General features: G+C 66.3%; 32 protein-coding genes. 14 read left to right on the plus strand and 18 right to left on the minus strand.

Features of this window, described 5'->3' with window-relative positions; all coding sequences use genetic code 11:
* Positions 1-356: 356 nt before the first annotated feature.
* Together leuD and leuC are read right to left on the minus strand one after the other, a co-directional pair.
* Positions 357-968: a 3-isopropylmalate dehydratase small subunit gene (leuD, locus tag HT136_RS21120; RefSeq protein WP_214201827.1), complete on the minus strand. Its 612-nt coding sequence runs from the start codon at positions 966-968 to the stop codon at positions 357-359.
* Complete coding sequence (leuC, locus tag HT136_RS21125) at positions 965-2416, minus strand: 3-isopropylmalate dehydratase large subunit (protein ID WP_214201828.1); 1452 nt, start codon at positions 2414-2416, stop codon at positions 965-967. The genes leuD and leuC overlap by 4 nt, the downstream gene beginning before the upstream one ends.
* Before the next feature lie 269 nt (positions 2417-2685).
* On the opposite strand from leuC, the gene HT136_RS21130 reads away from it, so the two are divergent.
* The 3 genes from HT136_RS21130 to HT136_RS21140 all read left to right on the plus strand — a co-directional run bounded on the left by HT136_RS21130 (position 2686) and on the right by HT136_RS21140 (position 6132).
* A complete protein-coding gene (locus HT136_RS21130) occupies positions 2686-3546 on the plus strand; it encodes an isocitrate lyase/PEP mutase family protein (protein ID WP_214201829.1) in 861 nt (286 codons plus the stop codon).
* Positions 3547-3944: 398 nt separating this feature from the next.
* On the plus strand, positions 3945-5339 hold the full coding sequence (fumC, locus tag HT136_RS21135) for a class II fumarate hydratase (RefSeq protein ID WP_214201830.1): 1395 nt from the start codon (positions 3945-3947) through the stop codon (positions 5337-5339).
* Positions 5340-5427: 88 nt separating this feature from the next.
* Positions 5428-6132 carry an HAD family hydrolase gene (locus tag HT136_RS21140; RefSeq protein WP_343222272.1) on the plus strand — a complete coding sequence of 235 codons (705 nt, stop codon included), beginning with the start codon at positions 5428-5430 and terminating at the stop codon, positions 6130-6132.
* A gap of 25 nt (positions 6133-6157) precedes the next feature.
* Here the strand turns inward: HT136_RS21140 and HT136_RS21145 are convergent, their stop codons facing one another.
* The 13 genes from HT136_RS21145 to hisB all read right to left on the minus strand — a co-directional run bounded on the left by HT136_RS21145 (position 6158) and on the right by hisB (position 15263).
* Entirely contained in the window at positions 6158-6691 is a 534-nt protein-coding gene (locus tag HT136_RS21145) for a J domain-containing protein (protein ID WP_214201831.1), read from the minus strand.
* A gap of 145 nt (positions 6692-6836) precedes the next feature.
* Positions 6837-7379 carry a peptidoglycan-associated lipoprotein Pal gene (gene pal / locus HT136_RS21150; RefSeq protein ID WP_214201832.1) on the minus strand — a complete coding sequence of 181 codons (543 nt, stop codon included), beginning with the start codon at positions 7377-7379 and terminating at the stop codon, positions 6837-6839.
* A gap of 138 nt (positions 7380-7517) precedes the next feature.
* Positions 7518-8894, minus strand: coding sequence for a Tol-Pal system beta propeller repeat protein TolB (gene tolB, locus HT136_RS21155; protein ID WP_214201833.1), 1377 nt, complete (start codon positions 8892-8894; stop codon positions 7518-7520).
* A 2-nt stretch (positions 8895-8896) separates the two neighbouring features.
* Positions 8897-9859 carry a TonB C-terminal domain-containing protein gene (locus HT136_RS26550; protein WP_214201834.1) on the minus strand — a complete coding sequence of 321 codons (963 nt, stop codon included), beginning with the start codon at positions 9857-9859 and terminating at the stop codon, positions 8897-8899.
* 16 nt (positions 9860-9875) lie between these two features.
* A complete protein-coding gene (locus tag HT136_RS21165; protein WP_214201835.1) occupies positions 9876-10331 on the minus strand; it encodes an ExbD/TolR family protein in 456 nt (151 codons plus the stop codon).
* A gap of 1 nt (position 10332) precedes the next feature.
* Complete coding sequence (tolQ, locus tag HT136_RS21170) at positions 10333-11043, minus strand: protein TolQ (protein ID WP_214201836.1); 711 nt, start codon at positions 11041-11043, stop codon at positions 10333-10335.
* Positions 11040-11567: a YbgC/FadM family acyl-CoA thioesterase gene (locus HT136_RS21175; protein ID WP_214201837.1), complete on the minus strand. Its 528-nt coding sequence runs from the start codon at positions 11565-11567 to the stop codon at positions 11040-11042. Before HT136_RS21175 ends, tolQ begins: the two co-directional genes overlap by 4 nt.
* Positions 11568-11705: 138 nt before the next feature.
* Positions 11706-12083: a histidine triad nucleotide-binding protein gene (locus tag HT136_RS21180; protein WP_214201838.1), complete on the minus strand. Its 378-nt coding sequence runs from the start codon at positions 12081-12083 to the stop codon at positions 11706-11708.
* Positions 12084-12125: 42 nt separating this feature from the next.
* Positions 12126-12452 (minus strand): phosphoribosyl-ATP diphosphatase, encoded by a 327-nt coding sequence (locus tag HT136_RS21185; RefSeq protein ID WP_214201839.1) that lies wholly within the window; start codon positions 12450-12452, stop codon positions 12126-12128.
* A 52-nt stretch (positions 12453-12504) separates the two neighbouring features.
* Positions 12505-13296, minus strand: a complete 792-nt coding sequence (gene hisF, locus HT136_RS21190) for an imidazole glycerol phosphate synthase subunit HisF (protein WP_214201840.1) — start codon at positions 13294-13296, stop codon at positions 12505-12507.
* A gap of 5 nt (positions 13297-13301) precedes the next feature.
* Positions 13302-14030 carry a 1-(5-phosphoribosyl)-5-[(5-phosphoribosylamino)methylideneamino]imidazole-4-carboxamide isomerase gene (gene hisA / locus HT136_RS21195; RefSeq protein ID WP_214201841.1) on the minus strand — a complete coding sequence of 243 codons (729 nt, stop codon included), beginning with the start codon at positions 14028-14030 and terminating at the stop codon, positions 13302-13304.
* Position 14031: 1 nt separating this feature from the next.
* Positions 14032-14661, minus strand: coding sequence for an imidazole glycerol phosphate synthase subunit HisH (hisH, locus tag HT136_RS21200; RefSeq protein WP_214201842.1), 630 nt, complete (start codon positions 14659-14661; stop codon positions 14032-14034).
* The gene (gene hisB, locus HT136_RS21205) at positions 14661-15263 is read right to left on the minus strand and encodes an imidazoleglycerol-phosphate dehydratase HisB (RefSeq protein ID WP_214201843.1); all 603 of its coding nucleotides are present in this window, start codon (positions 15261-15263) and stop codon (positions 14661-14663) included. Before hisB ends, hisH begins: the two co-directional genes overlap by 1 nt.
* A gap of 174 nt (positions 15264-15437) precedes the next feature.
* On the opposite strand from hisB, the gene HT136_RS21210 reads away from it, so the two are divergent.
* From HT136_RS21210 to HT136_RS21235, 6 genes are all read left to right on the plus strand, one after another.
* Positions 15438-15938 (plus strand): SspB family protein, encoded by a 501-nt coding sequence (locus HT136_RS21210; RefSeq protein ID WP_214201844.1) that lies wholly within the window; start codon positions 15438-15440, stop codon positions 15936-15938.
* A gap of 61 nt (positions 15939-15999) precedes the next feature.
* Positions 16000-16485 carry a hypothetical protein gene (locus HT136_RS21215; protein ID WP_214201845.1) on the plus strand — a complete coding sequence of 162 codons (486 nt, stop codon included), beginning with the start codon at positions 16000-16002 and terminating at the stop codon, positions 16483-16485.
* Between the two features lie 74 nt (positions 16486-16559).
* On the plus strand, positions 16560-17246 hold the full coding sequence (gene gmk / locus HT136_RS21220) for a guanylate kinase (protein ID WP_214201846.1): 687 nt from the start codon (positions 16560-16562) through the stop codon (positions 17244-17246).
* Between the two features lie 122 nt (positions 17247-17368).
* Positions 17369-18205 carry a 2,3,4,5-tetrahydropyridine-2,6-dicarboxylate N-succinyltransferase gene (gene dapD, locus HT136_RS21225; protein WP_214201847.1) on the plus strand — a complete coding sequence of 279 codons (837 nt, stop codon included), beginning with the start codon at positions 17369-17371 and terminating at the stop codon, positions 18203-18205.
* Positions 18206-18293: 88 nt separating this feature from the next.
* Complete coding sequence (locus HT136_RS21230; protein ID WP_214201848.1) at positions 18294-18503, plus strand: hypothetical protein; 210 nt, start codon at positions 18294-18296, stop codon at positions 18501-18503.
* Complete coding sequence (locus tag HT136_RS21235; protein ID WP_214201849.1) at positions 18500-18718, plus strand: hypervirulence associated TUDOR domain-containing protein; 219 nt, start codon at positions 18500-18502, stop codon at positions 18716-18718. Before HT136_RS21230 ends, HT136_RS21235 begins: the two co-directional genes overlap by 4 nt.
* Positions 18719-18723: 5 nt before the next feature.
* Here the strand turns inward: HT136_RS21235 and HT136_RS21240 are convergent, their stop codons facing one another.
* Positions 18724-19992 (minus strand): dipeptidase, encoded by a 1269-nt coding sequence (locus HT136_RS21240; RefSeq protein ID WP_214201850.1) that lies wholly within the window; start codon positions 19990-19992, stop codon positions 18724-18726.
* A gap of 417 nt (positions 19993-20409) precedes the next feature.
* Between HT136_RS21240 and HT136_RS21245 the strand changes: the two genes are divergently transcribed.
* The 5 genes from HT136_RS21245 (at position 20410) to HT136_RS21265 (ending at position 24102) form a co-directional block, all read left to right on the plus strand.
* The gene (locus tag HT136_RS21245; protein ID WP_214201851.1) at positions 20410-20865 is read left to right on the plus strand and encodes a cupin domain-containing protein; all 456 of its coding nucleotides are present in this window, start codon (positions 20410-20412) and stop codon (positions 20863-20865) included.
* Positions 20866-21624: 759 nt separating this feature from the next.
* Positions 21625-21903 (plus strand): hypothetical protein, encoded by a 279-nt coding sequence (locus HT136_RS21250; protein WP_214201852.1) that lies wholly within the window; start codon positions 21625-21627, stop codon positions 21901-21903.
* Positions 21904-22695: 792 nt separating this feature from the next.
* Positions 22696-22977 (plus strand): hypothetical protein, encoded by a 282-nt coding sequence (locus HT136_RS21255; RefSeq protein WP_214201853.1) that lies wholly within the window; start codon positions 22696-22698, stop codon positions 22975-22977.
* Positions 22978-23219: 242 nt separating this feature from the next.
* Positions 23220-23732, plus strand: coding sequence for a hypothetical protein (locus HT136_RS21260; protein WP_214201854.1), 513 nt, complete (start codon positions 23220-23222; stop codon positions 23730-23732).
* Positions 23733-23856: 124 nt separating this feature from the next.
* Positions 23857-24102 (plus strand): DUF2061 domain-containing protein, encoded by a 246-nt coding sequence (locus HT136_RS21265; RefSeq protein WP_214201855.1) that lies wholly within the window; start codon positions 23857-23859, stop codon positions 24100-24102.
* Between the two features lie 23 nt (positions 24103-24125).
* Here HT136_RS21265 and HT136_RS21270 read toward each other — a convergent pair whose 3' ends face one another.
* Entirely contained in the window at positions 24126-24527 is a 402-nt protein-coding gene (locus tag HT136_RS21270) for a hypothetical protein (RefSeq protein WP_214201856.1), read from the minus strand.
* 146 nt (positions 24528-24673) lie between these two features.
* Positions 24674-25066: a DUF4440 domain-containing protein gene (locus HT136_RS21275; protein ID WP_214201857.1), complete on the minus strand. Its 393-nt coding sequence runs from the start codon at positions 25064-25066 to the stop codon at positions 24674-24676.
* Positions 25067-25182: the final 116 nt, after the last annotated feature.

Genomic DNA, 25182 nt, shown 5'->3' on the forward strand with positions numbered 1-25182 from the left:
GTGCCGGCCAGTCGCTTTCCCATTCTAGGAGGGCAAGGCTTGCGCGCGTTTCGGGTTCCCTTTTCGCAAAGGGTTTATTTCCAGTCGGCTTCCGTGACCTTCGGGCATTTACCTTCGGGCTCCATCGGCCTGCGTATACGCTCGTGGTAGACCCGGGCCGTGAAGGCTCCAAGGACTTACGCACCAACGAGTCTCGCTTCTAAGGGAAACTTACGAAGATTTCTTTATAATTTTAATGCCCATTCAAGCAATCAATCGTGAGGCCTTTGCAGGCATAAAAAAGGCCGGGGCCGGAAGACTCCCGTCTCCGACCCCGGCCGCGTCACGATGTCCAAGGCCCCGTCGGGGCCCGCGCCTCACAAGGCTAGCGGCTCGTAGAGCCAGGGCTGTTGCGCCCGCTGGCCCTTTTCGAAGTCGGCGATCGAACTGCCCCAGCGGCTCTGGATCATGCCGGTCTCGTCCCAGCCGTTGAGCAGGCGCTCGCGCGCGTTGTCGGAAATCGCAAAATCGATCACGGTGTTGCCCGCCGTGATCGTACGCGCGACGAGATCGACACTGATCTGGCCGCTCTGCGCGAAGTCGAGCAGGTTCGCGATCGTTTCGGGATCGAGCACGATCGGCAGCACGCCGTTGCGCAGGCAGTTCGCCTGGAAGATCTCGCCGAAGCTTTCGGCGATCACGCAGGTGATGCCGAAATCGGCGATCGTCCAGACCGCCTGTTCGCGGCTCGAACCGCAGCCGAATTCGCGCCCCGCGATGAGGATTCCCGCGCCGCGCGCCTTGGCCTCGTCGATCGGATTGGGGATCGCATTGCCCTCGGGATCGACGCGGCGATCGCGGCAAAAGTAGTCGCCCAGCCCTTCGCGCTGCATGATCAGGAGGAAGCGCGCGGGGTAGATGATATCGGTGTCGATACGGTTTTCGGGCAAGTGCAGGACCGGGCTGGTCAGGCGTTCGAACGGCTTCATGCGCCAAGCTCCTCAAGCGTGCGGACGTCGGCGATATGGCCCGTGACGGCCGCAGCGGCGGCCATCGCCGGGCTCATCAGGTGGGTGCGCCCGCCGCGCCCCTGGCGCCCTTCGAAATTGCGGTTGGAAGTCGAGGCGCAGCGCTCGCCTTCCTTGAGGCGGTCCTCGTTCATGGCAACGCACATCGAGCAGCCGGCCATGCGCCAGTCGAACCCGGCCGTCATGAAGATCGCGTCGAGCCCTTCGGCCTCGGCCTGCTCGCGCACGGCCATGGATCCGGGCACGACCAGCGCGCGCACGCCCGAGGCCACCTTGCGGCCCTTCGCCACGGCCGCCGCCGCGCGCAAGTCCTCGATCCGGCCATTGGTGCACGAGCCGATGAAGACGACGTCGACCGCAATGTCGGTGACCGGCTGCCCGGCTTCCAACCCCATGTAGGCGAGCGCCTTGGCGTGCTGGCGCGCGGCCTCGGCGTCCTGCGGAGCGGGGGGCACGGTACCGTCGACGGGGGCTGCATCCTGCGGGTTCGTGCCCCAGGTGATCTGTGGCGCAAGCGCATCCAGGTCGAGCGATACCACGCGGTCGTATTCGGCCCCGGCATCGCTCGGCAGCGTGCGCCAATAGGCCGCGGCCTGCTCGAACAGTTCCGCGCCCGGCGCCAGCGGACGGCCGCGCAGATAGTCGATCGTCACCTCGTCGGGCGCGACGAGGCCGATGCGCGCCCCCGCCTCGATCGCCATGTTGCACAAGGTCATGCGCGCGGCCATCGCCATCGCGCGCACCGCCTCGCCGGTGAACTCCACCGCGCAGCCGGTCGCGAAGCCCGCCCCGTAGCGCCCGATCAGCGCCAGAGCGACGTCCTTGGAGGTGACATGGGGCCGAAGCGTCCCGGTCAGCTCCACCTTCACCGTCTTCGCGCGGCTCTGGACGATGGCGTTGGTCGCCAGCACGGTCTCGCAGTCGCTCGCGCCGATGCCGAAGGCGAGCGCCCCGAAAGCGCCGTGCGTCGAGGTATGGCTGTCCCCGCAGGCAAGCGTGATACCCGGCAGCGTAAAGCCCAGTTCCGGCCCCATGACGTGGACGATACCTTGGCGCGCATCGTCCAGCGGCACGTAAGGAATGTCGAACTCGGCCACGTTCGCCGCGAGACGGGCGACCTGCGCAGCGGCCGAATCGTCCTCCTGCGCAACGTTCAGCCGGTCGCGCGCGGTCGAGACCGCATGGTCGGGCACGGCCAGGTGCGTCTCGCGGCGGTGGACCTTGCGGCCATTGTCACGCAGCGCCTCGAACGACTGGTGGGTGCTGCATTCGTGCAGCAGATGGCGGTCGACGTGGATCAGCGCGGCGCGGACCTCCTCGCCTTCGCCTTCCGAACCGGGCACCAGCTCGATCACGTGGCTGTCCCAGAGCTTGCGGTACAAGGTGCGCGGGGCACTTGCGGTGGTCACGCTCGTCTCTCCGAATTTCGATAATGCGTCGCCCCCGGTGCAAAAGTCCGGGAAATCCTTCCGGCAAGGTCGTACACCCAGGCCGAAGCTTCCCCTATACGCTGCGGGGCCCTTGCAGGGCACGCAAACGAATCCATCCGCATTTCGGATAGACTGCCCGGGTCCGCTTGCCCGCCGCCCCGGCAACCGTCAGCGCCGCACCATACCCGGCAATCCCCCTGAGCCGCACGCCCCGCGCGTGCCAGGGCGTCAGAACGAAGGAAGAAACGATGCAGGACACGCGCCTCTACGACATGGTCAAGGCCGGCAAGTTCGTCACCGCCCCCGGTATCCAGGACATGATCACCGCGGTGATCGCCCGCAAGGTCGGCTTCGATGCGGTCTACGGCAGCGGCTACTGGCTCACCGCGAGTGGCCTGGGCCTGCCCGACGCGGGCATCGCTTCGGTGACGCAGATGGTCGATCGCATGGAGAAGCTGGTCGAGAGCGCCCAGACCCCGGTCATCGCCGATGCCGATACGGGCTTTGGCGGCCTGCTCAACGTGCACCACACGGTCAAGGCTTACGAGAAGGCCGGTGTCGCCGCGATGCAGATCGAGGACCAGGAATTCCCCAAGAAGTGCGGCCACACCCCCTTCAAGCGCGTGATCCCGGTGGCCGACATGGTCGAGAAGATCAAGGTCGCCTGCGATGCGCGCAGCGACGAGAAGTTCCTCATCATCGCGCGCACCGACGTGATGCAGAGCGGCGGCTACAACGCCGTGGAAGACCGCATGGGCGCCTTTGCCGAAGCGGGCGCGGACATCCTCTTCCCCGAGGCGCTCACCAACACCGACGACATGCGCACGATCTGCCAGACCATCGACAAGCCGATGCTGGCCAACATGGCTGATGGCGGCCTGACCCCGATCCGCCCGGTCAGCGAACTGGAGGAACTGGGCTTCAAGATGGCGATCTTCCCGGCGATGACCTCGCTGGTCGCTGCGCGCGCGGTCGAAGTGGCGCTCACCCGCCTGAAGGAGACCGGGACCAGCCTCGAAGGCCCCGAACTGTTCAACTTCAAGGAATTCTGCGAGCTGATCGGGTTCGACAAGGTCTGGGAGTTCGAACGCAAGTGGGCCAAGGACTGAGCCCATCGGCCACGTCCTTCCAGGAAAGCGAACCAAGGAAGGGGTGCCACGAGGCGCCCCTTTTTTTTTACGACGCTTGACCGCCGTTCCGCCCCACCCCCACGTCACGCTCGACCGAAAGTCGCGATAACGGGCTGCATCTTGCACGCAGTTTATTCGCTGTGCGGATTTTTTGATTCGAAAAGCTGGTTAGCGGTCACATCGCCGCTTACCCCGTCGCCAGTTTCTGAAATTCCCTCAGACTCTGACGACCTAGTTCCCCTGCCGCTCGCACGCGGTAGGGGATTTTTTTCGGGCCTATCCCACCCGCACCGGAAAAATGGCACCGGTGCAATTTTGTCTGGCGTTCCTACTTATCCGGATAGATCCCCCGGACTCCGCGAAAGGTAGGCAAGCGCATGGAAACTCGCCCGAACACCCGTATCGAAACCGACAGCCTCGGCGAAGTCGCGGTTCCGGCCCACGCCTACTGGGGGGCACAGACCCAGCGCAGCATCGCCAACTTCCCCTTCGGCGAGACCGAGCGCATGCCGATCGCGATCGTCCACGCCATGGCGCTGGTCAAGCAGGCCGCCGCACGGGTCAACCGCCGCCACGGTCTCGACGGCGCCCTGGCCGACGCGATCGAGCAGGCTGCACGTGAAGTCGCCGAGGGCGCGCTCGACGACCAGTTCCCGCTCGTCATCTGGCAGACCGGCAGCGGCACCCAGACCAACATGAACGTCAACGAGGTGATCGCCGGGCGCGCCAACGAGATTCTCAGCGGCGTGCGCGGGGGCAAGAGCCCGGTCCACCCCAACGACCACGTCAACAAGGGCCAGTCCTCGAACGACAGCTTCCCCACCGCCATGCACGTCGCCGCCGCCCGCGCCGCGACGGCGACGCTGGTACCCGCGATCGAACGGCTCGAGGCCGCGCTGCTCGCGAAGGCGGAATGCTGGATGGACCTGGTCAAGATCGGGCGCACTCACCTCCAGGACGCGACCCCGGTCACGCTGGGCCAGGAATTCTCGGGCTACTATGCGCAGCTGCGTCTGGCCCGTACACGCACCGTCCCGCTGATCGAGCATGGCCTGTGCCGTCTCGCCATCGGCGGTACCGCGGTCGGCACCGGGCTCAACGCGCCGGAGGGCTTCGGCGACGACGTGGCGGCCGAACTCGCCGCGCTCACCGGCCTGCCGTTCATCTCGGCCCCCAACAAGTTCGAAGCGCTCGCCACGCACGACACGCTGGTCGACTTCTCGGGCCGGCTCAACACGCTCGCCGTCGCGCTTACCAAGATCGCCAACGACATCCGCTGGCTCGGCTCGGGCCCGCGCTCGGGGCTGGGCGAGATCGAGCTTCCCGCCAACGAGCCGGGCAGCTCGATCATGCCGGGCAAGGTCAATCCCACCCAGTGCGAGATGCTGACGATGGTCGCCGCGCAAGTCATCGGCAACCACCAGGCGATTAGCGTGGGCGGGATGCAAGGCGCCTTCGAGCTCAACGTGTTCAAGCCGATGATCGCCGCCGCCGTGATGCGCTCGATCCACCTCCTGAGCGTCGGCATGGAGAGCTTTGCCACCCGCTGCGTGGAGGGGATCGAACCCAACCGCGCCCGCATTGCCGAACTGGTCGACAATTCGCTGATGCTGGTCACCGCGCTTGCCCCCGAAATCGGCTACGACAAGGCCGCCAAGATCGCCAAGCACGCCCACGAGAAGGGCCTGACGCTGCGCGAGTCCGCGCTTGAGCTGGGCTTCGTCGACGAGGCGACCTTCGCGCGCCTGGTGCGCCCCGAGACGATGGTCTGAAGCGCCCCTCACGGCGTTGACACGCTGCGCACGCCTTCCCTAAGTCGGCGCGCCCTCCCCCGACGTTCCTATCCGACAGGACTGCCACGTGACCGCCTCCTCCCAGACCCTCGCCCACGCGCCCGCGCTGCCCGATCGACCCGAAGCGATCATCTTCGACATGGACGGGACGCTGCTCGACACCGAGGCGCTCTACCGCCAGGCGCAGAGCGCGACCGCGCGCGCGATGGGCCACGATCTGCCCGAAGACCTGCACCGCCAGTTCGTGGGCGTCCATCGCGAGGTGAACGACCTGCACTTGCGCCGCCTGTGGGGCGAGCATGCCGACATCGAGGGCTTCAACCGCGAGGCCGAAGCGCTGTTCGACAGCTTGTGGCGCAAAGGCATTCCGCTGCGCCCGGGTGCGGCGCAGCTGCTCGAGATGCTCGGCAAGACCGGGCTTCCGCTCGGCCTGTGCACCTCGACCCGCAGTCCCAAGGCGCAGGAAAAGCTGCGCATCGCCGGCTTCATCGACCTGTTCACGTCAATCGTGACACTCAACGACGTGGAAGAGCCCAAGCCGCACCCCCAGCCCTACCTCATCAGCGCGGGCAAGCTCGGCGTCGCGCCCGAGCGCTGCGTGGTGGTGGAGGATTCGCCCAATGGCCTGCGTTCGGGCGCCGCAGCGGGTATGCGCGTACTGCTGGTCCCGGACCTCGTCGAGCCCACCGCGGAAACCCGGGCGCTGGCGCATGCGGTGCTGCCCGACCTGCACGCGGTGGCGCAGTGGATCGTCGACGCGCTGGCCGACTAGGCCGGGCCGGGAAGCGCCCCTAAGCTCACCCCTGCCACTCGCGCCGCTCTTCGGCGGCGCGCAGGACCTCATAGGCAAGCTGGTAGATCTGGAAGGCCTTGGCCGCTTCGGCATCGCCCGGCTTGACGTCGGGGTGCACTTCCTTGGCCTTGGTACGCCAGGCCTTGCGCACCGCCTGGAAATCGGCGTCGGGATCGAGCCCCAATGCCTCGAGCGCGCGCAATTCGTCGCGGCTGCGCGTACCGTCGCCCGAGCCGCCCCAGCCATAGTGTGCCGATTCCTTGTAGCCCGCGCTCTCGGTCCATTCCTCGGACTCGCGCCGCTCGGCCTCTTCCTTGTCGAGCCCGGCGAAATAGTCCCAGCCCGCGTTGTATTCGGCCGCGTGCTTCTGGCAGAAGTACCAGCGATCGGGGCTGTTGGGGCTCTTGGGCGCGGGACAATCGCCGCGCTCGTTGCAACCGTGCCGATCGCAGAGGCGCACCTGCGTCGCCTCGCGCGAGCTGCCATAGCCTCCCCAGCGGGGGAATCCCCAGTTGTCGGATCGTGGTGCGCGGCTCATGTCCCAGCCGTTACGCCCTTGCGGCGGGCCGATGCAACCCTCTTGCGACCATCCAGACGGGTCGCGGCCACGAAAAGGCCCGCCCGAACCGGGCGCAAAGCGCGGTTCGGACGGGCCTCCTATGCATGGCGTGCGTGCCTCTGGATCAGTCGATTGTGACGGTCACGGCGCGGCGGTTCTGCGCCCAGGCCTGCTCGTTCGAGCCGAGCGCCACCGGGCGTTCCTTGCCGTAGCTGATCGTGGTCAGGCGGTTGGCCGCGACGCCCAGGCTGATCAGGTAGTTCTTGGCCGAATTGGCGCGGCGCTCACCCAGCGCAAGGTTGTATTCGCGGGTGCCGCGTTCGTCGGCATGGCCCTCGATCGTCGCCATCTTGTTGGGGTAGGTCAACAGCCACTGCGCCTGCTTGGCGAGGGCCTGCTGGTCGACCGCATCGACGTCGTACTTGTCGGTGTCGAAGTAGATGGTGTCATCGCCCATCATCTGCGCGGCGAAGTCGGCCTGGCTGCCCGGACGCGCGCCCAAGCCCTGACCCGAATCGGGGGTCGTCGTGGTGCGCGCCGGACCGGGTTCGGGCGGCAGTTCCTTGGGCGCCTTCGACGCGCACGCGGACATCGCCAGCGCACCCGCGACAAGCAGGATCATCGAACCGCTCTTCGTGTGTCGCGGCATCGAAAGGGCAGAAGGCATTGATCAATCTCCTGTGGTGCTCGCCCGGACTAACGGGCGGCTTGGTATGGTGTTCCGTGCAGTTGTTAACAGTGTCAACCTGAATGGCCGCCAACGGATATTTCTGGTGTGTTAAAAGAGCTTCGCGTCAGCCCCGCATCAGGGCCGGATCGGGCCCCAGGCCGGATCCGAGGCGCCGACCGGCGTGGGCAGCTTGCGCTCGTTACGACCGGTCAGGTCGACCTGCCAGATCGAGGCCACGCCCGATCCCTTCTCGGTGCGGAAGAACTGCACGATGCGCCCGTTGGGCGACCAGGTCGGCGCTTCGTCCTGCCAGGAATTGGTGAGGTAGCGCATGTTCTGGCCCGAGGGGCTCATCACCGCGACGCGCAAGTTGCCCGCGATGTGGGTGAAGGCGATGAGGTCGCCGCGCGGGCTCCATTCGGGCGTCGCCGAGCGGCCGCCGAAGAAGCTGATACGCTGCTGGTTGGAGCCATCGGCGTTCATCACGTAGATCTGCTGCGAGCCCGAACGGTCGCTTTCGAAGACGATCTTGCTGCCATCGGGCGAATAGCTGCCGCCGATGTTGATGCCAGGGCCATTGGTGAGGCGCTGCGGGGTGCCGCCCCCCGCCGAGGACACGCGGTAGATGTCGGTACGTCCGCCTTGCGACATCGAGAACAGCACCCACTTGCCGTCGGGCGACCAGCGCGGGGCCATCGTCGGGTTGGTGGTGCGGAAGATCAGCTTCTGCGAATTGCTGGCCAGATCATAAGCATAGACGCTCGGCTGCCCGTTCAGGTAGGACAGGTAGAGAATCTTCGAATAGTCGGGCGAGTACCGCGGGGTCAGCGCCATGGCCTGGCCGCTGGTCAGGTAGCGGTGGTTTGCCCCGTCCGAATCCATGATCGCCAGGCGCTTCATGCGGTGGTCCTTGGGACCGGTCTCGGCGATGTAGGCGATCTTGGAATCGAAGAACGGGCTCTCACCCGAAAGGCGCGCGTAGACGAGGTCGGCGCACTTGTGGCCCGCGCGGCGCCAGTCGGCCGGGCCCACCTTCCAGCCGCCCTTGGTCAGCTGCTGCTTGAGCGCGACGTCGTAGAGGTAGCAGCCCACCGTCAGCGTGCCGTCGCCATTGGCGTGGACGTAGCCCTGCACCAGCATGTCGGTGCCGCCCGTCGACCAGAGCGGAAAGTTGGGCGCCTGCACTTCGGGGAAAGTCGGACGCGGAAGACCCGCCGGGCCCGAAGGCTTGAACAACCCGTTGTTCTTGAGATCGCCCGCCACCACTTGCGCGATCGCCTGGCCAAGCTGGCCGGTCGAACCCGCGGTCGTCTGCGTCGGCACGTCGGCATCGGTGGCGAACGTGGTGATCGCGATCCCCAGATCCTGCCACTCGCTGTCGTCCGACACGGTCACTTCAAGGCCGTCCGAGGCCTGCGGCGCGGGCGCTGCGGGATCGGGCACGGTCTGGGCCAGCGCCGGGCCCGAAGCGCACAGGAGGAGGCCAAGGGCCAGAGCGGAAAGGGTCTTCATTGCTATAGCCTTCTGTCAAACGTGGTCGTGACGACCTTCCAGCCTTCGTACAGGTCGTCGGGCAGATTGAAAGGCGCCGCCAGCTTCACCGCGCGAATGGCCTGTTCCTGGTGACGCGAAACTTGCGCGGCGTTGGAGGCGGTCTGCCCGCTCGTGCCCAGGATCTGCGGTTCGCCATTGAGTGTCCCGTCCCGGTTGAGCCGGAAACGCACCTTGGTGACAAGCAGTTCCGCATCGGCGCCCTGCGGGGCCTGCCAGTGCGGCTTGAGCTGGCGGCGGATCGCGGCGCCAAGCGCGGAAACCTCGCGCGGGCCGATCGTCGCGGCGGGCGAACCACTGCCCTTGTCGGCGTTCGCACCCGAGACACCGTCGAGGAAGTTGGCGCCGATCTTGCTGCCACCTTCCTTCTTGGGCGTCGAGGAGGCCTTGCTGCTCGCCGCCGAAGAAGCGCTCTTCGAACTCGGCTTGGCCACGATGTCATCGATCGCGCTCGAGCGGCGGCTGCTGGAAGACTTGGTTTCAGACATGGGCGCGGGCTTGGCGGCCGGCTTGGGCTTGGGCTCACTCTTGGCCGGAGCGGGCTTGGATCTGGTCGGCGCCTTGGGAGCCAGCTTTGGTGCAGGCTTGGGTTCCGGCTTCGGCTCCGGGCGCGGTTCGGGCCGGGGCGCCGGAGCAGGTTCCCGCGCCGCGGGCTCGGAGGCGGGGGCCGGTTCGGGCTGCTCCTGCGCCTCGGGGGCCGCCTCGCCGATCGTCGGGGCGAAGTCGGGCGCGGCCTGGCTGTTGGGATCGGGCGACATGGAAGTGTCGGCGACCTCGTCGCTGATGGAAACCTCGATGCGCTGCGGCTTGGGCACGATCTCGTGCTCGGCCGGGCGCAGGATCAGGACGGCCAGCAGCCCCGCGTGGAGCACCAGCGCCACGACGAGACCGAGCTTCTCATCCTTTCGCAATCCGAACAAAGCCATTCCCCGCCAGCCTACGTCAGCTTCCTGAACCGCCGCTGACGTCGGTCACCAGCGAAATCGAGGTGAACCCGGCGCGGTTGAGTTCACCCATCACGCCCATCACCCGTCCGTAGTCGAGCGACTTGTCGGCGCGCAGCGAGACGAGCGGCATCTTGCCCTGCGCGTCGGGCTCGACCGAGGCCAACCGCTCGTTCAGTTCTCCGGGGGCAAGTTGCTGGTCTTCCCAGAAGGTCGCGCCGTCGCGGCGCAGCGTGATGGTGATCTGCTCGGCTTCCTCGGCCATCGCCTTGGCGTGGCTCTGGGGCAGCTCGATCGGCACCGCGGCCTTGAGCAGCGGGGCGGCGACCATGAAGATGATCAGCAGCACCAGCATGACGTCGACGAGCGGGGTGACGTTGATCTCGGCCATCGGGGCACGGCTGCGCCCGCCCCGGCCGCGACGCCCTCCCCCGCCGTTCATGCCCATCGCCATGTCAGCGCGACTCCAGCTGGCGGGTCAGCGCGGCGTGGAGCTTGTCGGCGAAGCGCTGGAGGCGCGATTCGACCATGTTCACGCGGTGCGAGAAGCGGTTGTAGGCGATTACCGCCGGGATGGCCGCAAAGAGACCGATCGCGGTGGCGAAGAGCGCTTCCGAGATGCCCGGCGCGACGACCGCGAGCGAGGAATTCTGCTGCTGGCCGATCTGGAAGAAGCTGTTCATGATGCCCCAGACGGTGCCGAACAGGCCCACGAAGGGTCCGACCGAGCCGACCGTTGCCAGGAAGTTCAGCCGGTTGGAGAGCAGTTCGGCCTCTTCACCCACTTGCGAGGTCAGCGCGAGCGAGATGCGCTGGCGCGCGCCCTCGGCATCGAAGGTCTTGAGCTGCGCGTTGCGGCGCCATTCGGCGAGCCCGGCACCCGCCACCTTGCCCATCGGCACGTCGGCGCGGCGGCGCTCCTTCTGGAACGCCTCGAAGTTGGGCGCCTGCCAGAAGCTGTCCTCGTAGTCGTCGCAGCCCCGGTTCACCCGGCCGATGCGGAAGGTGAAAGTGACGATGACGGTCCAGACCCAGACGCTTGCGAGCAGCAGGCCGACCATGATCGCCTGCACGACGATATCGGCGTTGAGAAACAGCGTCACCGGATTGAGCCGGTCGCTGTCGCCGGCGAAATCGAGGGTGGGGGCGAGCAGGTCGAGTATCATTCGTGTCCTTCCGGCGGGGCGGGGGGCGTAGGCGATGTGGGATGAACGGGCGAAAAGGTGGCGAAGGCCCGTTGCCAGGCCTCGGGCTGTCGGCGCGGTCGTCCATCAGGGCCGATGAACCCGACCTTTACCACGCCTTCGGCGAGACGCGTCTCGCCCCGCCAGGCCACCTGGCGCAGCGTGCAGCGCACCTTGCCCACGGCCTCGGCCGTGGTGACGACGACGACGCTGTCCCCCAGCCGCGCAGGAGAAAGGTAGCGCAAGTTGATCTCGGCCACGGTGTAGAGGCCCGAGCCATCGTCGAGTGCGGCGCGCTGGTCGATGCCGAGCACCTCGAGAAGGTCGGAGCGCGCGCGTTCGAACCAGCGCACGTAATTGGCATGGTAGACCACCCCGCCGGCGTCTGTGTCCTCGTAGAACACGCGCAAGGGATAGCAATGGCGCGCGCTCTCGTCCGCGTGCCCGGCGGGAACGATCGTGCCGTTCTGCGGCGTAATCGCGAAAGAGGGAGGTGCGCTGCTCATGATGCGCGGAGCAATAGCGAGCGGGCCCGTGCCTGCAAAGGCATTGGGGCGCCTGCAAGGCCGGTTCGGTCGATTTTCCCGTTGAAAGGGCCCCTTCGCGCGGTCGGCCGGGCACGAGGCACGGCCACGCGTGGCGCCTCAGTCCGCAATCATCTGAAAGAACTGGCGACCGCCGAAGATGTGGACGTGCAAATGCGGCACTTCCTGGTGCCCGGCATGGCCCATGTTGACCATCAGGCGGTAGCCCGGCGTGTCGAGCTCGAGCTGGCGCGTGACATTGCCCACGGCGCGCATGAACGCGGCGATCTGCGCATCGTCGGCTTTCGCGGTGAAATCGTCCCACGAAACGTAAGGCGCCTTGGGAATGACCAGCACGTGCACGGGCGCCTGCGGGCGAATGTCGTTGAAGGCCAGCGCCACGTCGTCCTCGTAGATCTTGTCGCAGGGCAGCTCGCCGCGCAGGATCTTGGCGAAGACGTTGGTGTCGTCGTAGGGCAGCTTGGGATCGATGGGCATCGGCGTCTCCGGCGTTGAATTCGCAAGATCGAAGGGAGGCACTCAGTCCTGGGGGCGGGCGGCCTTCTCGGCGATGCCCGAAACCCCTTCGCGGCGGTCGAGCTCGGCCAGGACATCGGCAAAGGGTACGCCCTTGGCGCCGAGCAGGACCATGAGGTGGAAGATCAGGTCGGCGGCCTCGCCGACGAGCGCGGCTTCGTCCTCGACCAGCGCGGCGATTACCGTCTCGGTGCCCTCCTCGCCCACTTTCTGGGCGATCTTGCGCAGCCCCTTGGCGTGAAGCTTGGCGACGTAGCTCGACGCGGGGTCGGCGCCGCGACGCTGGGCGATGGTGGCCTCGAGGCGGGCAAGGGTATCGGGTGCGCTCATGTCGCGTTTGCCATGCGGCGGACGTGGCTGCGGGTCAAGCCTGCAAGCCGCGTCACAGCCGGTGGGTCGACTGGCCGCGCGCGGGCAGTCCCGCCGCGCGCAGGGCGCCATGCGCCTCGGCAATCGAATGGGTGCCGAAGTGGAAGATCGAAGCGGCCAAGACCGCACTCGCATGGCCCCGCGTCACCCCGTCGACGAGATGCTCGAGGTTGCCGACACCCCCGCTCGCGATCACCGGCACCGAAACCGCATCGGCGATCGTGCGGGTAAGGTCGAGGTCGTAGCCCTGCTTGGTGCCATCGCCGTCCATCGAGGTCACCAACAGCTCGCCCGCGCCCAGTTGCGCCAGCTTCGCGGCGTGCTCGAGCGCGTCGATCCCGGTCGGACGACGCCCGCCGTGAGTGAAGATCTCCCAGCGCTTGGGACCGGTGCCATCGTCGACCCGGCGCGCGTCGACCGAAGCGACGATGCACTGGGCTCCAAAGCGCGCGGCAATGTCGGAGACCACTTCGGGGCGCGCGACGGCGGCTGAATTGACCGCGACCTTGTCCGCCCCCGCCAGCAGCAGCGCGCGCGCGTCCTCGGCGGTGCGCACGCCCCCGCCCACGGTCAGCGGCATGAAGCAGACCTCGGCGGTGCGGCGCACGATGTCGAGCAAGGTGCCGCGCCCTTCGTGGCTGGCCGAAATGTCGAGGAAGCACAGCTCGTCCGCGCCCGCCGCGTCGTAGGCCCGCGCCTGTTCGACCGGGTCGCCCGCGTCCTTCAAGTCGACGAAATTGACGCCCTTGACCACGCGGCCATCGGCAACATCGAGGCAGGGAATGACACGGATGCGCACGGTCATGGCGCTCAGTCCTTCTCGGCCATCTGGATTGCGGTGGCGAGGTCGAGGCGCCCGTCGTAGAGCGCGCGGCCGGTGATCACGCCCTCGATGCCGTCCTTTTCGTGCAGCTTGAGCATGCGGATGTCGTCGAGGCCCTTGACGCCCCCGCTCGCGATGACCGGCATGTCGGTCTGGCGCGCAAGGTCGACGGTCGCCTGCACGTTGCACCCCTTGAGCATGCCGTCGCGCCCGATGTCGGTGAACAGCAGCGAGGCGACGCCCGCGTCCTCGAAACGGCGCGCAAGGTCGACCACCGAGACGTTCGAGACTTCGGCCCAGCCCTCGGTCGCGACCATGCCGTCGCGCGCGTCGACCGCGACGACGATGCCGTTCTCCCATTCCTTCGCCATGTCCTTGACGAACTGCGGGTCCTTGAGCGCGGCGGTGCCCATCACGACGCGGCTGACGCCGAGCTTGAACCAGCCCTCGACCGCTTCGGGGGTGCGAATGCCGCCACCGAGCTGGACGTGGCCGGGGAAGACCTCGAGGATCGCCTCGACCGCCGCGCGGTTCTCGGCGCGGCCCGCGAACGAACCGTCGAGATCGACGACGTGGAGGAACTGCGAGCCGGCCTCGGCGAAGAGCATGGCCTGCGCGGCGGGGTTGTCACCGTAGACGGTGGCACGGTCCATGTCGCCTTCGGCAAGGCGAACGACCTGACCCTGCTTGAGGTCGATGGCGGGAAAAACGATCATGTCAGGGTTTCCAGTCGAGGAATCGGGTCAGGAGCGCGAGGCCGTAGGCCTGGCTCTTTTCAGGATGGAACTGCACGCCCACGACGTTGTCCTGCGCGACGGCGGCGACGAGCCCCCCGCCGTGGTCGGTCATCGCGGCCACCGCGTGGCCCTCGTCGGGCACGAAGTGGTAGGAATGCAGGAAATAGGCCTCGCCCGGCTCGATCAAACCGCTCGCCGGGTCGTGGCGCCCCAGCCCGACGTCGTTCCAGCCCATGTGGGGGACCTTGATCGCCGGGTCGGTGCGCTCGATCAGGCGGACCTCGCCCGAGATCCAGTCGAGCCCCTCGGTCGTGCCGAACTCGAGCCCGCGCGAGGCGAGGAGTTGCATGCCCACGCAAATCCCGAGGAACGGCGCCCCGCCGACCTGCACCCGCTCGTTGAGCGCATCGACCATGCCGGGAATCGCCCAGAGCGCATCCGCGCAGGCCTTGAACGCGCCCACGCCCGGCAGGACGATGCGGTCGGCCGTGCGCACCTTCATCGGGTCGGCAGTGACCTCGACGTTGTCCGCGCCCGCGGCCTTCAGCGCATTGGCGACCGACTGCAGGTTGCCCGCGCCGTAGTCGATCAGGGCCAGCCGCTCGGCCATCAGAGCGACTTCGCTCCGAGAATGCCCTTGGTCGAGGGCACCGCGCCGCCCTTGCGCGGGTCGAGCTCGACCGCGGTGCGCATGGCGCGCGCGAAGCCCTTGAAGATGCCCTCGCAGATGTGGTGGTTGTTGGTGCCGTAAAGCAGTTCGATGTGCAGCGTGATGCCCACCGCCTGCGCGATCGAGTGGAACCAGTGCTCGACCATCTCGGTGTCGAACTCGCCCAGCTTCTCCTGCGTGAAGCCGGCCTTCCACACCAGGTAGGGGCGGCCCGAAATGTCGAGCGAGACGCGGCTCAGCGCCTCGTCCATCGGTGAATTCACGTCGCCGTAGCGCCCGATCCCGGCCTTGTCGCCAAGCGCCTCGGAGATCGCCTGGCCGATCGCGATGGCGCTGTCCTCGGTCGTGTGGTGCTGGTCGACGTGCAGGTCACCCTTGATGTGGCAGGTGATGTCGATCAGCGAATGGCGCGAGAACTGCTCGATCATGTGATCGAGGAAACCGATGCCGGTCGTGACGTTGTACTGGCCGGTACCGTCGAGATTGACCTCGACATGGATATCGGTCTCGTGGGTCGTGCGGGTGATCGAGGCTGTACGCATGAAAAGGGCCTATAGACCTGTATCAGCGGGAATCAATCGCGTGCATTCGCCCCGGCGACTTTGCAGATAGATCAACGCCCCATGGGGATAATCCCCTGCCCGACCCACGAAGCCGTGCAAAAACGTCTCCCTTGTGGCTTGACCCCGGGCACAACGATGCGCACCTAGAGCGCGATGAACGATACGCCACCAGATAGCCTGATCCCTTACGACGAAATCGTGCAGGAAGCCCTGCGCGCCGTCGTGGGCCGCGTGCTGGGACAGGTCGAAGCCACGAACGGTGTCCTGCCCGGCAACCACCATTTCTACATCACGTTCAAGACCGGAGCCCCGGGCGTGAGCATTCCGCCCGAGCTCAAGGCCCGCTTCCCGGACGAAATGACGATCGTTTTGCAGAACAAGTTCTGGGACCTGGGCGTGAGCGAGGACGGCTTCACGGTGAGCCTGAGCTTCAACCAGATGCCAGCAAAGCTCGACGTGCCCTTTTCGGCGATCACCGCCTTCGTCGACCCCGCGGTCGATTTCGGCCTCCAGTTCCAGGCGATGGACGAGGACGAGTTCGAGGACACCGCCCCGGCGGAAAACGACGCACAGGAACGCGAGGTTGCCTCGCGCGTTACCCCCAGCGAAGACGGCTCGAACGTCGTCTCGGTCGATTTCGGCAAGAAGAAATAGCCAGTCCGCGCAAGGAGCGCCTTCGCGCACATTTTCCGGCTGGCATCGGTGGATTGAAACGATGATGGGCAGGAAAAGCACGAAGGCGCCGCGCACTCTTGCCGAGAGAGTCGATCCGGCCCTCGGCGAATCGCAAGGCGAGCATCAGGACCTTCCCGAGCTGGTCGTGGTCGAACCTGGAAAGCCTGCCGTGCCCGCCGCCAGCCTGCTCGGCCCCAGCCCCAATCCCGCCACCAACCTTGCCATTGCCGACATTGCGCTGCGCAGCGGCACGATGGTGGCGCGACGCGCGATCGAGCGCGCCCTGCTCGGCCGCGCCTATACGCCGCGCAAGGCCAGCAGCATCCTCAACGGGCGGACGATGGCGCAAATCCTGCTCCATCGCAGCATCGCGCGCATGGCCATGGGTTCGGTCCCGGGCGCACTCGCGGTTGGCGGCACGCTGCTCGCCAAGACCTTGTACGAACGTCGCCAGGCCAAGATCGCTGCCGCACGAGGTGCGCGCCAGCTCGAGAAGATGGCGAAGGACGGCGCCGAAGAGGACTGAACTGCCCGCCGACTTTCCCGGAAAGCCGGTCGGGTTCCACTTGATTTGCCCGCCCGCTCCCGCCATCGGGAGGCATGGCCCGCGATACCACCCTTACCGAACCCCACGCCGCCGACGGCGACTCGCTGCACCGGCGCGGGTTGATGCTGATCCTCTCCTCGCCCTCGGGCGCGGGCAAGACCACGATCTCGCGCATGCTGCTCGAGCATGACCCGCACATCCGCAACTCGGTCTCGTGCACCACGCGCAGCCCCCGTCCGGGCGAAGTCGACGGCAAGGACTATCACTTCGTCAGCCAGGAGCAGTTCGACCGCATGGCCGAGGACGGCGAGTTCCTGGAATGGGCGCATGTCTTCGGCAAGAGCTACGGTACCCCCAAGGCGCAGGTGAAGGCCGGGCTCAAGGCCGGGCAGGACTACATCTTCGACATCGACTGGCAAGGCACCCAGCAGCTCTACCAGAAGCTCGAGCGCGACGTCGTGCGCGTGTTCCTGCTGCCGCCCAGCATCGACGAGCTGCGCCGCCGCCTGACCGGTCGCGGCACCGACAGCGCCGAGGTGATCGCCGCGCGCATGGACCGCGCGCGCTCGGAAATCAGCCACTGGGACGGCTACGACTACGTCGTCGTCAACGACGACATCGATGCCTGTTTCGAGAAGGTGAAGCAGATCCTCGCCGCCGAGCGCCTGCGCCGCGCGCGCCAGACGGGCCTGATCCCCTTCGTGCGCGAAATGATGGAGCCCGACGGCCCGCTCGCCTGACTGGCCGACAGGCGGTCCGAAACGGCCCGCCCTGCGCCGCTTTTGCTTGTCCTGACGGCGCCTGCGCGATAGGCGCAGCGCCGAAAACCGAACACCGAACCCTTTTACCGGAGACAGCCCTCATGTCCGATATCGAAACCGCGATCGAAGCCGCCTTCGAGGCGCGCGACACCGTGACCCCCGCCAGCGAGGACGTGCGCAAGATCGTCGACGAGGCGCTCGGCCTGCTCGATTCCGGCAAGGCGCGCGTCGCCGAGCCTGACGGCCAGGGTGGCTGGAAGGTAAACCAGTGGCTCAAGAAGGCCGTGCTGCTCTCGTTCCGCCTCGCCGACAACGGCGTGATGGACTACGGTTCGGCTGGCGCCCCCGCCTTCGACAAGGTGCCGCTCAAGTTCGCCGGCTGGGGCGAAGCCGAGTTCAAGGCCGCGGGCATCCGCGTGGTGCCGGGCGCGGTCGTGCGCCGCAGCGCCCACATCGCCAAGGGCGTGGTGCTGATGCCCAGCTTCACGAACCTGGGCGCCTATGTCGGCGAAGGCACCATGATCGACACCTGGGCGACCGTCGGCTCATGCGCCCAGATCGGCAAGAACGTCCACATTTCGGGCGGCGTCGGCATCGGCGGCGTGCTCGAACCGCTCCAGGCGGGCCCGGTCATCATCGAGGACAACTGCTTCATCGGCGCCCGCTCGGAAGTCGCCGAAGGCGTGCGCGTGGGTGAAGGTGCGGTGCTCTCGATGGGCGTCTACCTCGGCGCCTCGACCAAGATCGTCGACCGCGCGACCGGTGAAGTCCACGTCGGCTACGTGCCGCCTTACTCGGTGGTCGTCCCCGGCGCCCTGCCCGGCAAGCCGCTGCCCGACGGTTCGACGGGCCCCTCGCTCTACTGCGCCGTGATCGTCAAGACAGTCGACGCGCAGACCCGCTCGAAGACGGGCATCAACGAACTCCTGCGCGACTGATCGCGCCCCGCTCCGGCCCGATTGGCCGGAACGGATCGACTTCCCGTCGCGTTCCCCTTGAAACAACCACATTCAAGAGGGACGCGACATGGAATCCCCAGACACCCCACCCCACATCGACAAGGTCGATGCGCGCGCGGGCACGACGCCCGGCATCGTGCGCCACGTCCTCTTCGCCAGCCTTGGCCTCGCGATCGCCGCCGTCGCGGTCGCCTGGGTCTACGCCGGCTCGGATGCGGACACCTCCCCGCAAGCCAGCGCGAGCTCGCCAGCCAACCCGGACGGATCGGCCCCGTGACGCATTCCTGGCGAAAGGGCACGCGCGTGCGCTGGAACTGGGGCGATGGAACGGCCACCGGGACCATTTCCGAACGCTTCGAGCAACGCGTCGCGCGCAAACTCAAAGGCGCGCGAATCGTACGCAACGCCACGCAGGAAAACCCCGCCTACCTCATCGAGCAGGAGGACGGCGCGCAGGTCCTCAAGAGCGCGTCCGAACTGGAACGCGCCTGAACGGCTCAGAACGTCGTCGGCGATTCGATCGGCGGGTCCGCGCGGTGCGCCGCGGCATAGGCCTCGGCCGCCTTCAGCACGCGCAGCATGTTGCGGCTGGAGATCTTCTCGAGATCGGCCTGCGAATAGCCCCGCCGCGCCAGTTCGGTGAACAGCGCCGGATAGGCCGAAACATCCGGCATTCCTGCGACCCCGACGGAACCGCCGTCGAAATCGCCGCCCAGCCCGACATGGTCGGCGCCGATGCGCTTTACGATGTGGTCGACGTGGTCGGCGATCTGCGAAACCGAGGCTACCGGCTTGGCGTGGTCGTTCTCCCAGGCCGCCAGGCCCGCCGAAACCTTGTCCGGCGCATCGGGATGGAGGATTCCGAGCCGCGTCGCCTCTCCCGCCCGCGCCGCCTTCCATTGGTGGACCTGTTCGCTGACATAGGCGGGGTAGAAGTTGACCATGACGATGCCGCCATTGGCCTTGAGGCGATCGAGGATGTCGTCGGGCACGTTGCGCGGATGGCTGTCCACGGCCATCGCGCCCGAATGGCTGAAGATCACCGGCGCGCGCGCCACGTCAAGCGCGTCGGCCATCGTCCTGGCCGAGACATGGCTGAGATCGACCAGCATGCCCAGGCGCTGCATCTCGCGCACCACGTCCTTGCCAAACTCGGTCATGCCGTCGTGCACCGGCGCGTCGGTGGCGCTGTCGGCCCAGCCATTCGCCTTGAAGTGGGTCAGCGTCATGTAGCGCGCGCCCAGCGCGTACATCTGGCGAAGCACCGCCAGCGACGAACCGATCGAGTGGCCGCCCTCCATGCCCAGCAGGGAGGCAATCTTGCCCGCCTTGCGCGCCGCCTCCACGTCCGCCGAACTCGTCGCGTACATCATCTGGTCCGGATGCCCGGCAATGATCCGCTTCATCACGTCGATCTGCTCGATCGTCGCCTGGACCGCCTGCTGCTCGCTCAGCGTAGCGGGCACGAAGACCGACCAGAACTGCGCGCCGACCTTGCCCTTGCGCAGGCGCGCCAGATCCGTCTGCATCGCGTCCTTGCCGTTCGCGGCATCGGCGGTGTTCAATGTATCGGCAAAATCGAACCCGGCCAGAATGTCCTGGCGCCGCTCACGCAGTTGTTCGGGCACGTCGTTGTGCCCGTCCCAGACCGGCGCCTTGGCAAGAGCGGCCGCGGCCACCTGCTCCGGCGACGGCGCGGCCTGCGCCAGGGCGGGGCAGCACGCCAACACGGCAACGGACAGGGCAAACCAGGGACGGCGGCTCATGAAAGGCTCCTAGGTACGGCGGGAAGATGCCGCCGCCAGGGTGGCCCAGCTTGCCCCGACTGCGCAAGGTCCCGCCTGCCTCTCTCGCCTTATTATCCCGAAGAATCGCGGAGATATGACCCCGGTGCCCGCCAAGCACCGGTAGCGGAACACGTCGCATGCGCCTCGGCTGCGATGTACGGCCTCGGTCGCCGCATTTCGGCACGATGAGGGTGAGCAGTAACACCTCGACACCCCACTGGTCTCGGGTTCGCCGCCGCCCCGGGCAAGCCCGCCGCCTATTCCGACGCCATTGGCTTGCTGAAAATGACGCCAAGGCGCGCGCGGACAGACGCGCTCGTCCGTTGCTTCGCCCGACGGGTTGCGGCATTCCTTGTCGCCCGCGCAGTACGATCGCAGCAGCTACCGGAACCGACGATGACCTTTTGCGACGAGACGGCCGAACGCATTATCGCGTACCTGAAGCTCCAGCCGCACCCCGAAGGCGGGTGGTACCGTGAGACCTGGCGCGGCCCGGAAGACGCCGCCGGCCGGGCCCAGGCCACCGCCATCCATTTCCTGCTTGAGGCGCACCAAAGTTCGCACTGGCACCGGGTTCGCGACGCCAGCGAAGTCTGGCTCTGGCACGCAGGCAGTCCGCTGGTGCTCGCCCAGGCCGAGACCGGAGCAGGCCCCGTGCGCGAGGACATATTGGGCAACGACGTGCTGAAGGGAGAATGCCCGCAACTGATCGTAGCGGCCGGACACTGGCAATCGGCACGCCCCCTCCCCGAGACAAACCCCGGTTGGACACTCGTCAGTTGCATCGTGACGCCCGGCTTCGACTTTTCGGTCTTCGAACTGGCCGCGCCCGACTGGGCTCCAGGATGCTGACACCAGAAAGGCAGGGCGCGGCGGGTCTTCTGCCCGCTTGCGCCCTGCATGGTCTCCCCTCCCTCGGTTCTATTCCGCCCGGTCCCCTTGCGTGTCAGTTCGGTCGGGACCGCGCGTCTTGTTCGCAAGGACCGGTTCCAATCGCTTGCTCCGGTTCTTGACGGACAACTCCTTGGCCGCACGCACGCGCGGCGCTATTTTTCCCTTCAACTTGTCCCTTAAACCTTGGCTGACCCCACGAGACGATCTGTCGGATCTGCCTTGAACCTGACCTGCGACACCGGGGCTCTGGATCGGGGCGACGAAAGACGGATTCAAGCGTGTGCAGGCGACAGATCGTCCGCTCGGGGGTTCCGGGCACGGCGCGGTCGAGCGACCTTACGCCGCCAAATCACATTTCGAGGATCGAATCCGGCCGCCCCGCCATCGACAGAGCGTAAAGAACCAACCCAGCGTTTATCACTGCCAGAAATTGCTTCATGACATGCATCCTCTGCTTGAAGTCGAGCTTATTTCTTTTGTTCGCTCAACTTCATCCCTGCCTGCAGGTGTACCAGATCAGCGATTGCAATGAAAGTGAAACCCATCAAATCCGATTAAAAAAATCGCTATTTTGCAATGCAATAGGATAGCAGTACTAGACAGTACCGCTATCCCTGGACGAACTCGGGAAATCCCGCCGAACAGATCGGCCACACGCCGGGAACCTTGCCCCCCGATGCGAATTTAAAACGGCGGGGGCAACAAGGGAGAAAGCCCGTGTCCGTTCTGAAACCGGTTGCCCTGGCCGTTACCGCATCGTTCGTGCTGGGCGGCCTGACCGGGGCTGCGATGCCTACCCGGATGAAGCCGCCAATCGGCCCCGATCTCCACGACCGTTACGCCGTCACGTTCGATCCGTCCGCGCCGGCCTTCTACATCGAGCCCGGCCCGCAAGATCTCACCCCGGTACACGAAAGCCCGAAAATCGCACAGGATTTCGCGATGGAATCTGACCATCGAACGTCAGCCGTCGCCCCCGTCGAACCGACCTACTGACGCAGTGCCCCGGGGCGGCGCCGCCCCTGCCCTTCCCGATGGTTCAGGAGTCTCCGGCGACGTCCACGCACATCCGTTCTGGACGCGCGCTCCGATCGCGAGGCTCGCGCTGAAAGGATAGTGCCGGTCGGACATGCCATCCCGGCACGGCCCCGCGGAGATCGCGAGCGTCACGCTCTCTCCGTCAAGATCGCCGGTGAACGAAAGTCCCCCACGTCCGGCGAAGCGGCGGACCGTGATCGTGGTTCCCCTTGGGTCGTCCGGCCGGGCGTAAGTCAGCTGCGAACTGTCCACCTTCACGCTCCAGAACGGTTCGGTTCCCCGAGCCTGAACCGATTCACCCGGAGCAATCCGGCTCCAGGGACGCGAATCGTGCGGATCGCCCGGCACCGAATCGCTTCCGCCATGGCACGCGGCAATAATTGCATAGCCAAGCAGCAGCGGGAAACGGCAATGATGTCCTCGCAAGAGGCGATTCATTGATGAAAGTTCCTTTTCATTCCGGTCTGGCTTCGCCGACCCTGCCCGATTGCCCGCTCGGATGCAAAAATGGCGACCGTGCAATTCTATCCGATGCGCGGATAGCGAGGCGCGTTTGATGATTTGTGGATGCAACCGCGAAGGGCGTTTCGCTCCATTTGTCAGAGTTTTATCGATCTAATTGCAGTTTTTGCACGACACGGTTCCGAAAAGCGCATTGCACGCAACCGCGATTTACGAAATGCTGCATCGCAACAAGACAAAGAGGTGCCAGGGCAAGTCCTGCAACCCCAACTTTTTAAGGATTTTGCCATGTTCAAGATGATTTTCGCCACTGCCGCCATCGCCACGGTCGCTCTTCCCGCCGTCGCTCAGGCCAACGAAGCCCGCAACTTCTCGCACGAAGGCGTCGACTACGCCTACACGTCGGAGAAGAAGGGCAACATCACGGTCATCGAAGGCAAGGCCGAAGGCCGCGTCCCCTTCCGTCTCTACGTCAAGGGTGACCGCGTGACCGGCATGTACAACAACCGTTACGTCAGCTTCACCAAGGACGAAGTGCTGCGCGACAACGCGCTCGCCTCGGCCCAGTAATCGCGGCGGGCGCGAGAACGGGCAACTCCTCCTCTCTCCCGAGCCTGTTCGACGCGCCGCCTGCGCGTAAAGGGCGCCTTCCTTTTCCGGGAAGGCGCCCTTTACGTATGCGCGCGCCGGACACCACTTTGAAGGTCCTTCCCGCGCCGGGGCTTGCGCTTTCCCGGATATTCAGCGAGGCGACATGGGCCCCTTGCCAAAAAGCGGGGGGTGAAGGTGGATCTTAACAGGATGGACAAGCAATGGGCGCCTTGAAGTGGCTCCTTCCCGTCGTGGGACTGGGTGTGGCCGGAGGTTTTCTGGTCGGCGGCAATCTGTCCGGTGCGCTCAAGGATTATTCTTCGTCCGTCGAGCACGGCGCAAGCCCAGTCCGGCGCGAAATCACTGACGCGCCCGCGGAGACCGGTCCCGGCTATTATGTGCCCGACACCGACCCCGGCCTTGCCGCGGACACCGGGCCTAGCTCCTCCGAGCAGACCGACCACGGCCTGCCCACCTGGCTCTTCACGCCCGACGACGATGAAGGCAACGACACCGGCTATGCGGGCCACGCGCATGGGTTCCCGCAAGAGCGGATCTACGGTTCACGCCCTTATCCCGGCGACCAGGACCTTGCGCCGCGCGATTCGAACCCAATCGCCGCGCCCCCCCGAACGGGCGCTCCCACCGCCCCCTCGAGCGCGCTCGACGATGCCGCCGAGCGCGCGCAGGCCGCCGCTCGGGCCGTGCGCGAGGCCGAAGGGCTCGCGAACTGACCCTCGGGACTTGGGGCCTGCCAATTCGGGAATTGCGATCACTCTGTCCGGTATCGCCCGCTTCTTGTTGCGACACGATCGCATTAACTGGAACGGCACACCTCATCGGACAGGAATCCCAACGATGCCCCAGGATCTAGCCAAGACCGTGACCTTCCTGCTGCTTCACCTGGCGGTGGGCTTCAGCGTGGCCTATGCCTTCACCGGATCGCTTTCAATGGCGGGCGGGATTGCCCTTGTCGAACCGCTGGTGAACGCGGTGGTCTTCTTCTTCCACGAAAAGGTCTGGAGTAAGGGCCTTCCTTCGCCCCGCACCCTTCTGGACGCCCTGAGCCATCGCTCCCACGCCCACGCCGACGCACGCGCCTGAACGGTTCGCGTCGATCGTGCGCGTCAATGCCGCGCTTCGGTGTCGCGCCGCCCGGGAACGATGCGGATCTGGAGTTCGCCTTCGGAGTTGGCCACACCGTATTCCTCGCTGATCTCGGCCATCTTGGCGCGGATCCAGGCTTCGTCGGCATCCATCGCAATGGGATAGCGGGCGATCACCACGCCATCGAGCGCGTCGATCACGCAGAAATGCCCGGTGCGCGAACGTTCCTGCAGCGCATCGATATCGAAACCTTCGGCAAGATCCCAGCGCCCCCGTTCGCGAGACCGGATCTTGCGGCCGCAGTGTCGACAGGTGCAGACCGACGCGCCCTCCGCATCGCGTGTGCGCTGCCCCGAAGGTACGTGGCGGCGGCTGTACCAGCAGGGGGCAAGGGTCGTAGGTGTCCAGCCTCGGCTCAGCATCGATCTATCTCCCGATTGGGAATTGTCCTGTCTATCGGGGATAGGACCGGAGGAGAAACCAGAAAGTGAAGTCGTGGCTACGCACGATCCCCCTGGGACACCCGGCTGCCGCCTTCGCCGCCAGAGAGGAACCTTAGCGGACAAGGTTAAGCCAACGTTAGAAACAGCTCCGCCTCGATGACCCAGCCCTCGCGGGTTTCGCGCCATTTCGCGACGTAACTGCCCGAAGCAGCGCCCACCTTGCCTTCGCGTGCGCGCCCCTCCCAATGCCCATATTCGAGCGCGATGGGTTCGACCTGCGAGGTCTCGATCCGCTCGCAGCGGCGAACGTAGACAAGGCGTGCCGCGCTCGCGAAGTCGCGCTTCCAGACCTTGACCTGCGCCAGCCGACCCGCGATCACCGCGCTGTCGGTCCCGGTGAGCATGACGCAGTCGCGCGCCAGAATCGGTCCGATCGCGCTTGCATCGCCGTCTTCGATGGCCCGGTTGAACTGCGCCCGGCGCGACCGGATCGCCAGTTCGCTCGTCTTCTCGCTCATGAAACTTGCCCCTTCGGATCGGATCGCCAGCCGCGCCATAGCCCCCCGCTGCCCGAATGCCAAAGACCATGAAGGAAGGCCCCCATCCCCCCCCCCGAGGGGGTGGGGGGCCTGCC

This window comes from Novosphingobium profundi, assembly GCF_018491765.1.
GTDB classification, from domain to species: Bacteria; Pseudomonadota; Alphaproteobacteria; order Sphingomonadales; family Sphingomonadaceae; genus Novosphingobium; species Novosphingobium profundi.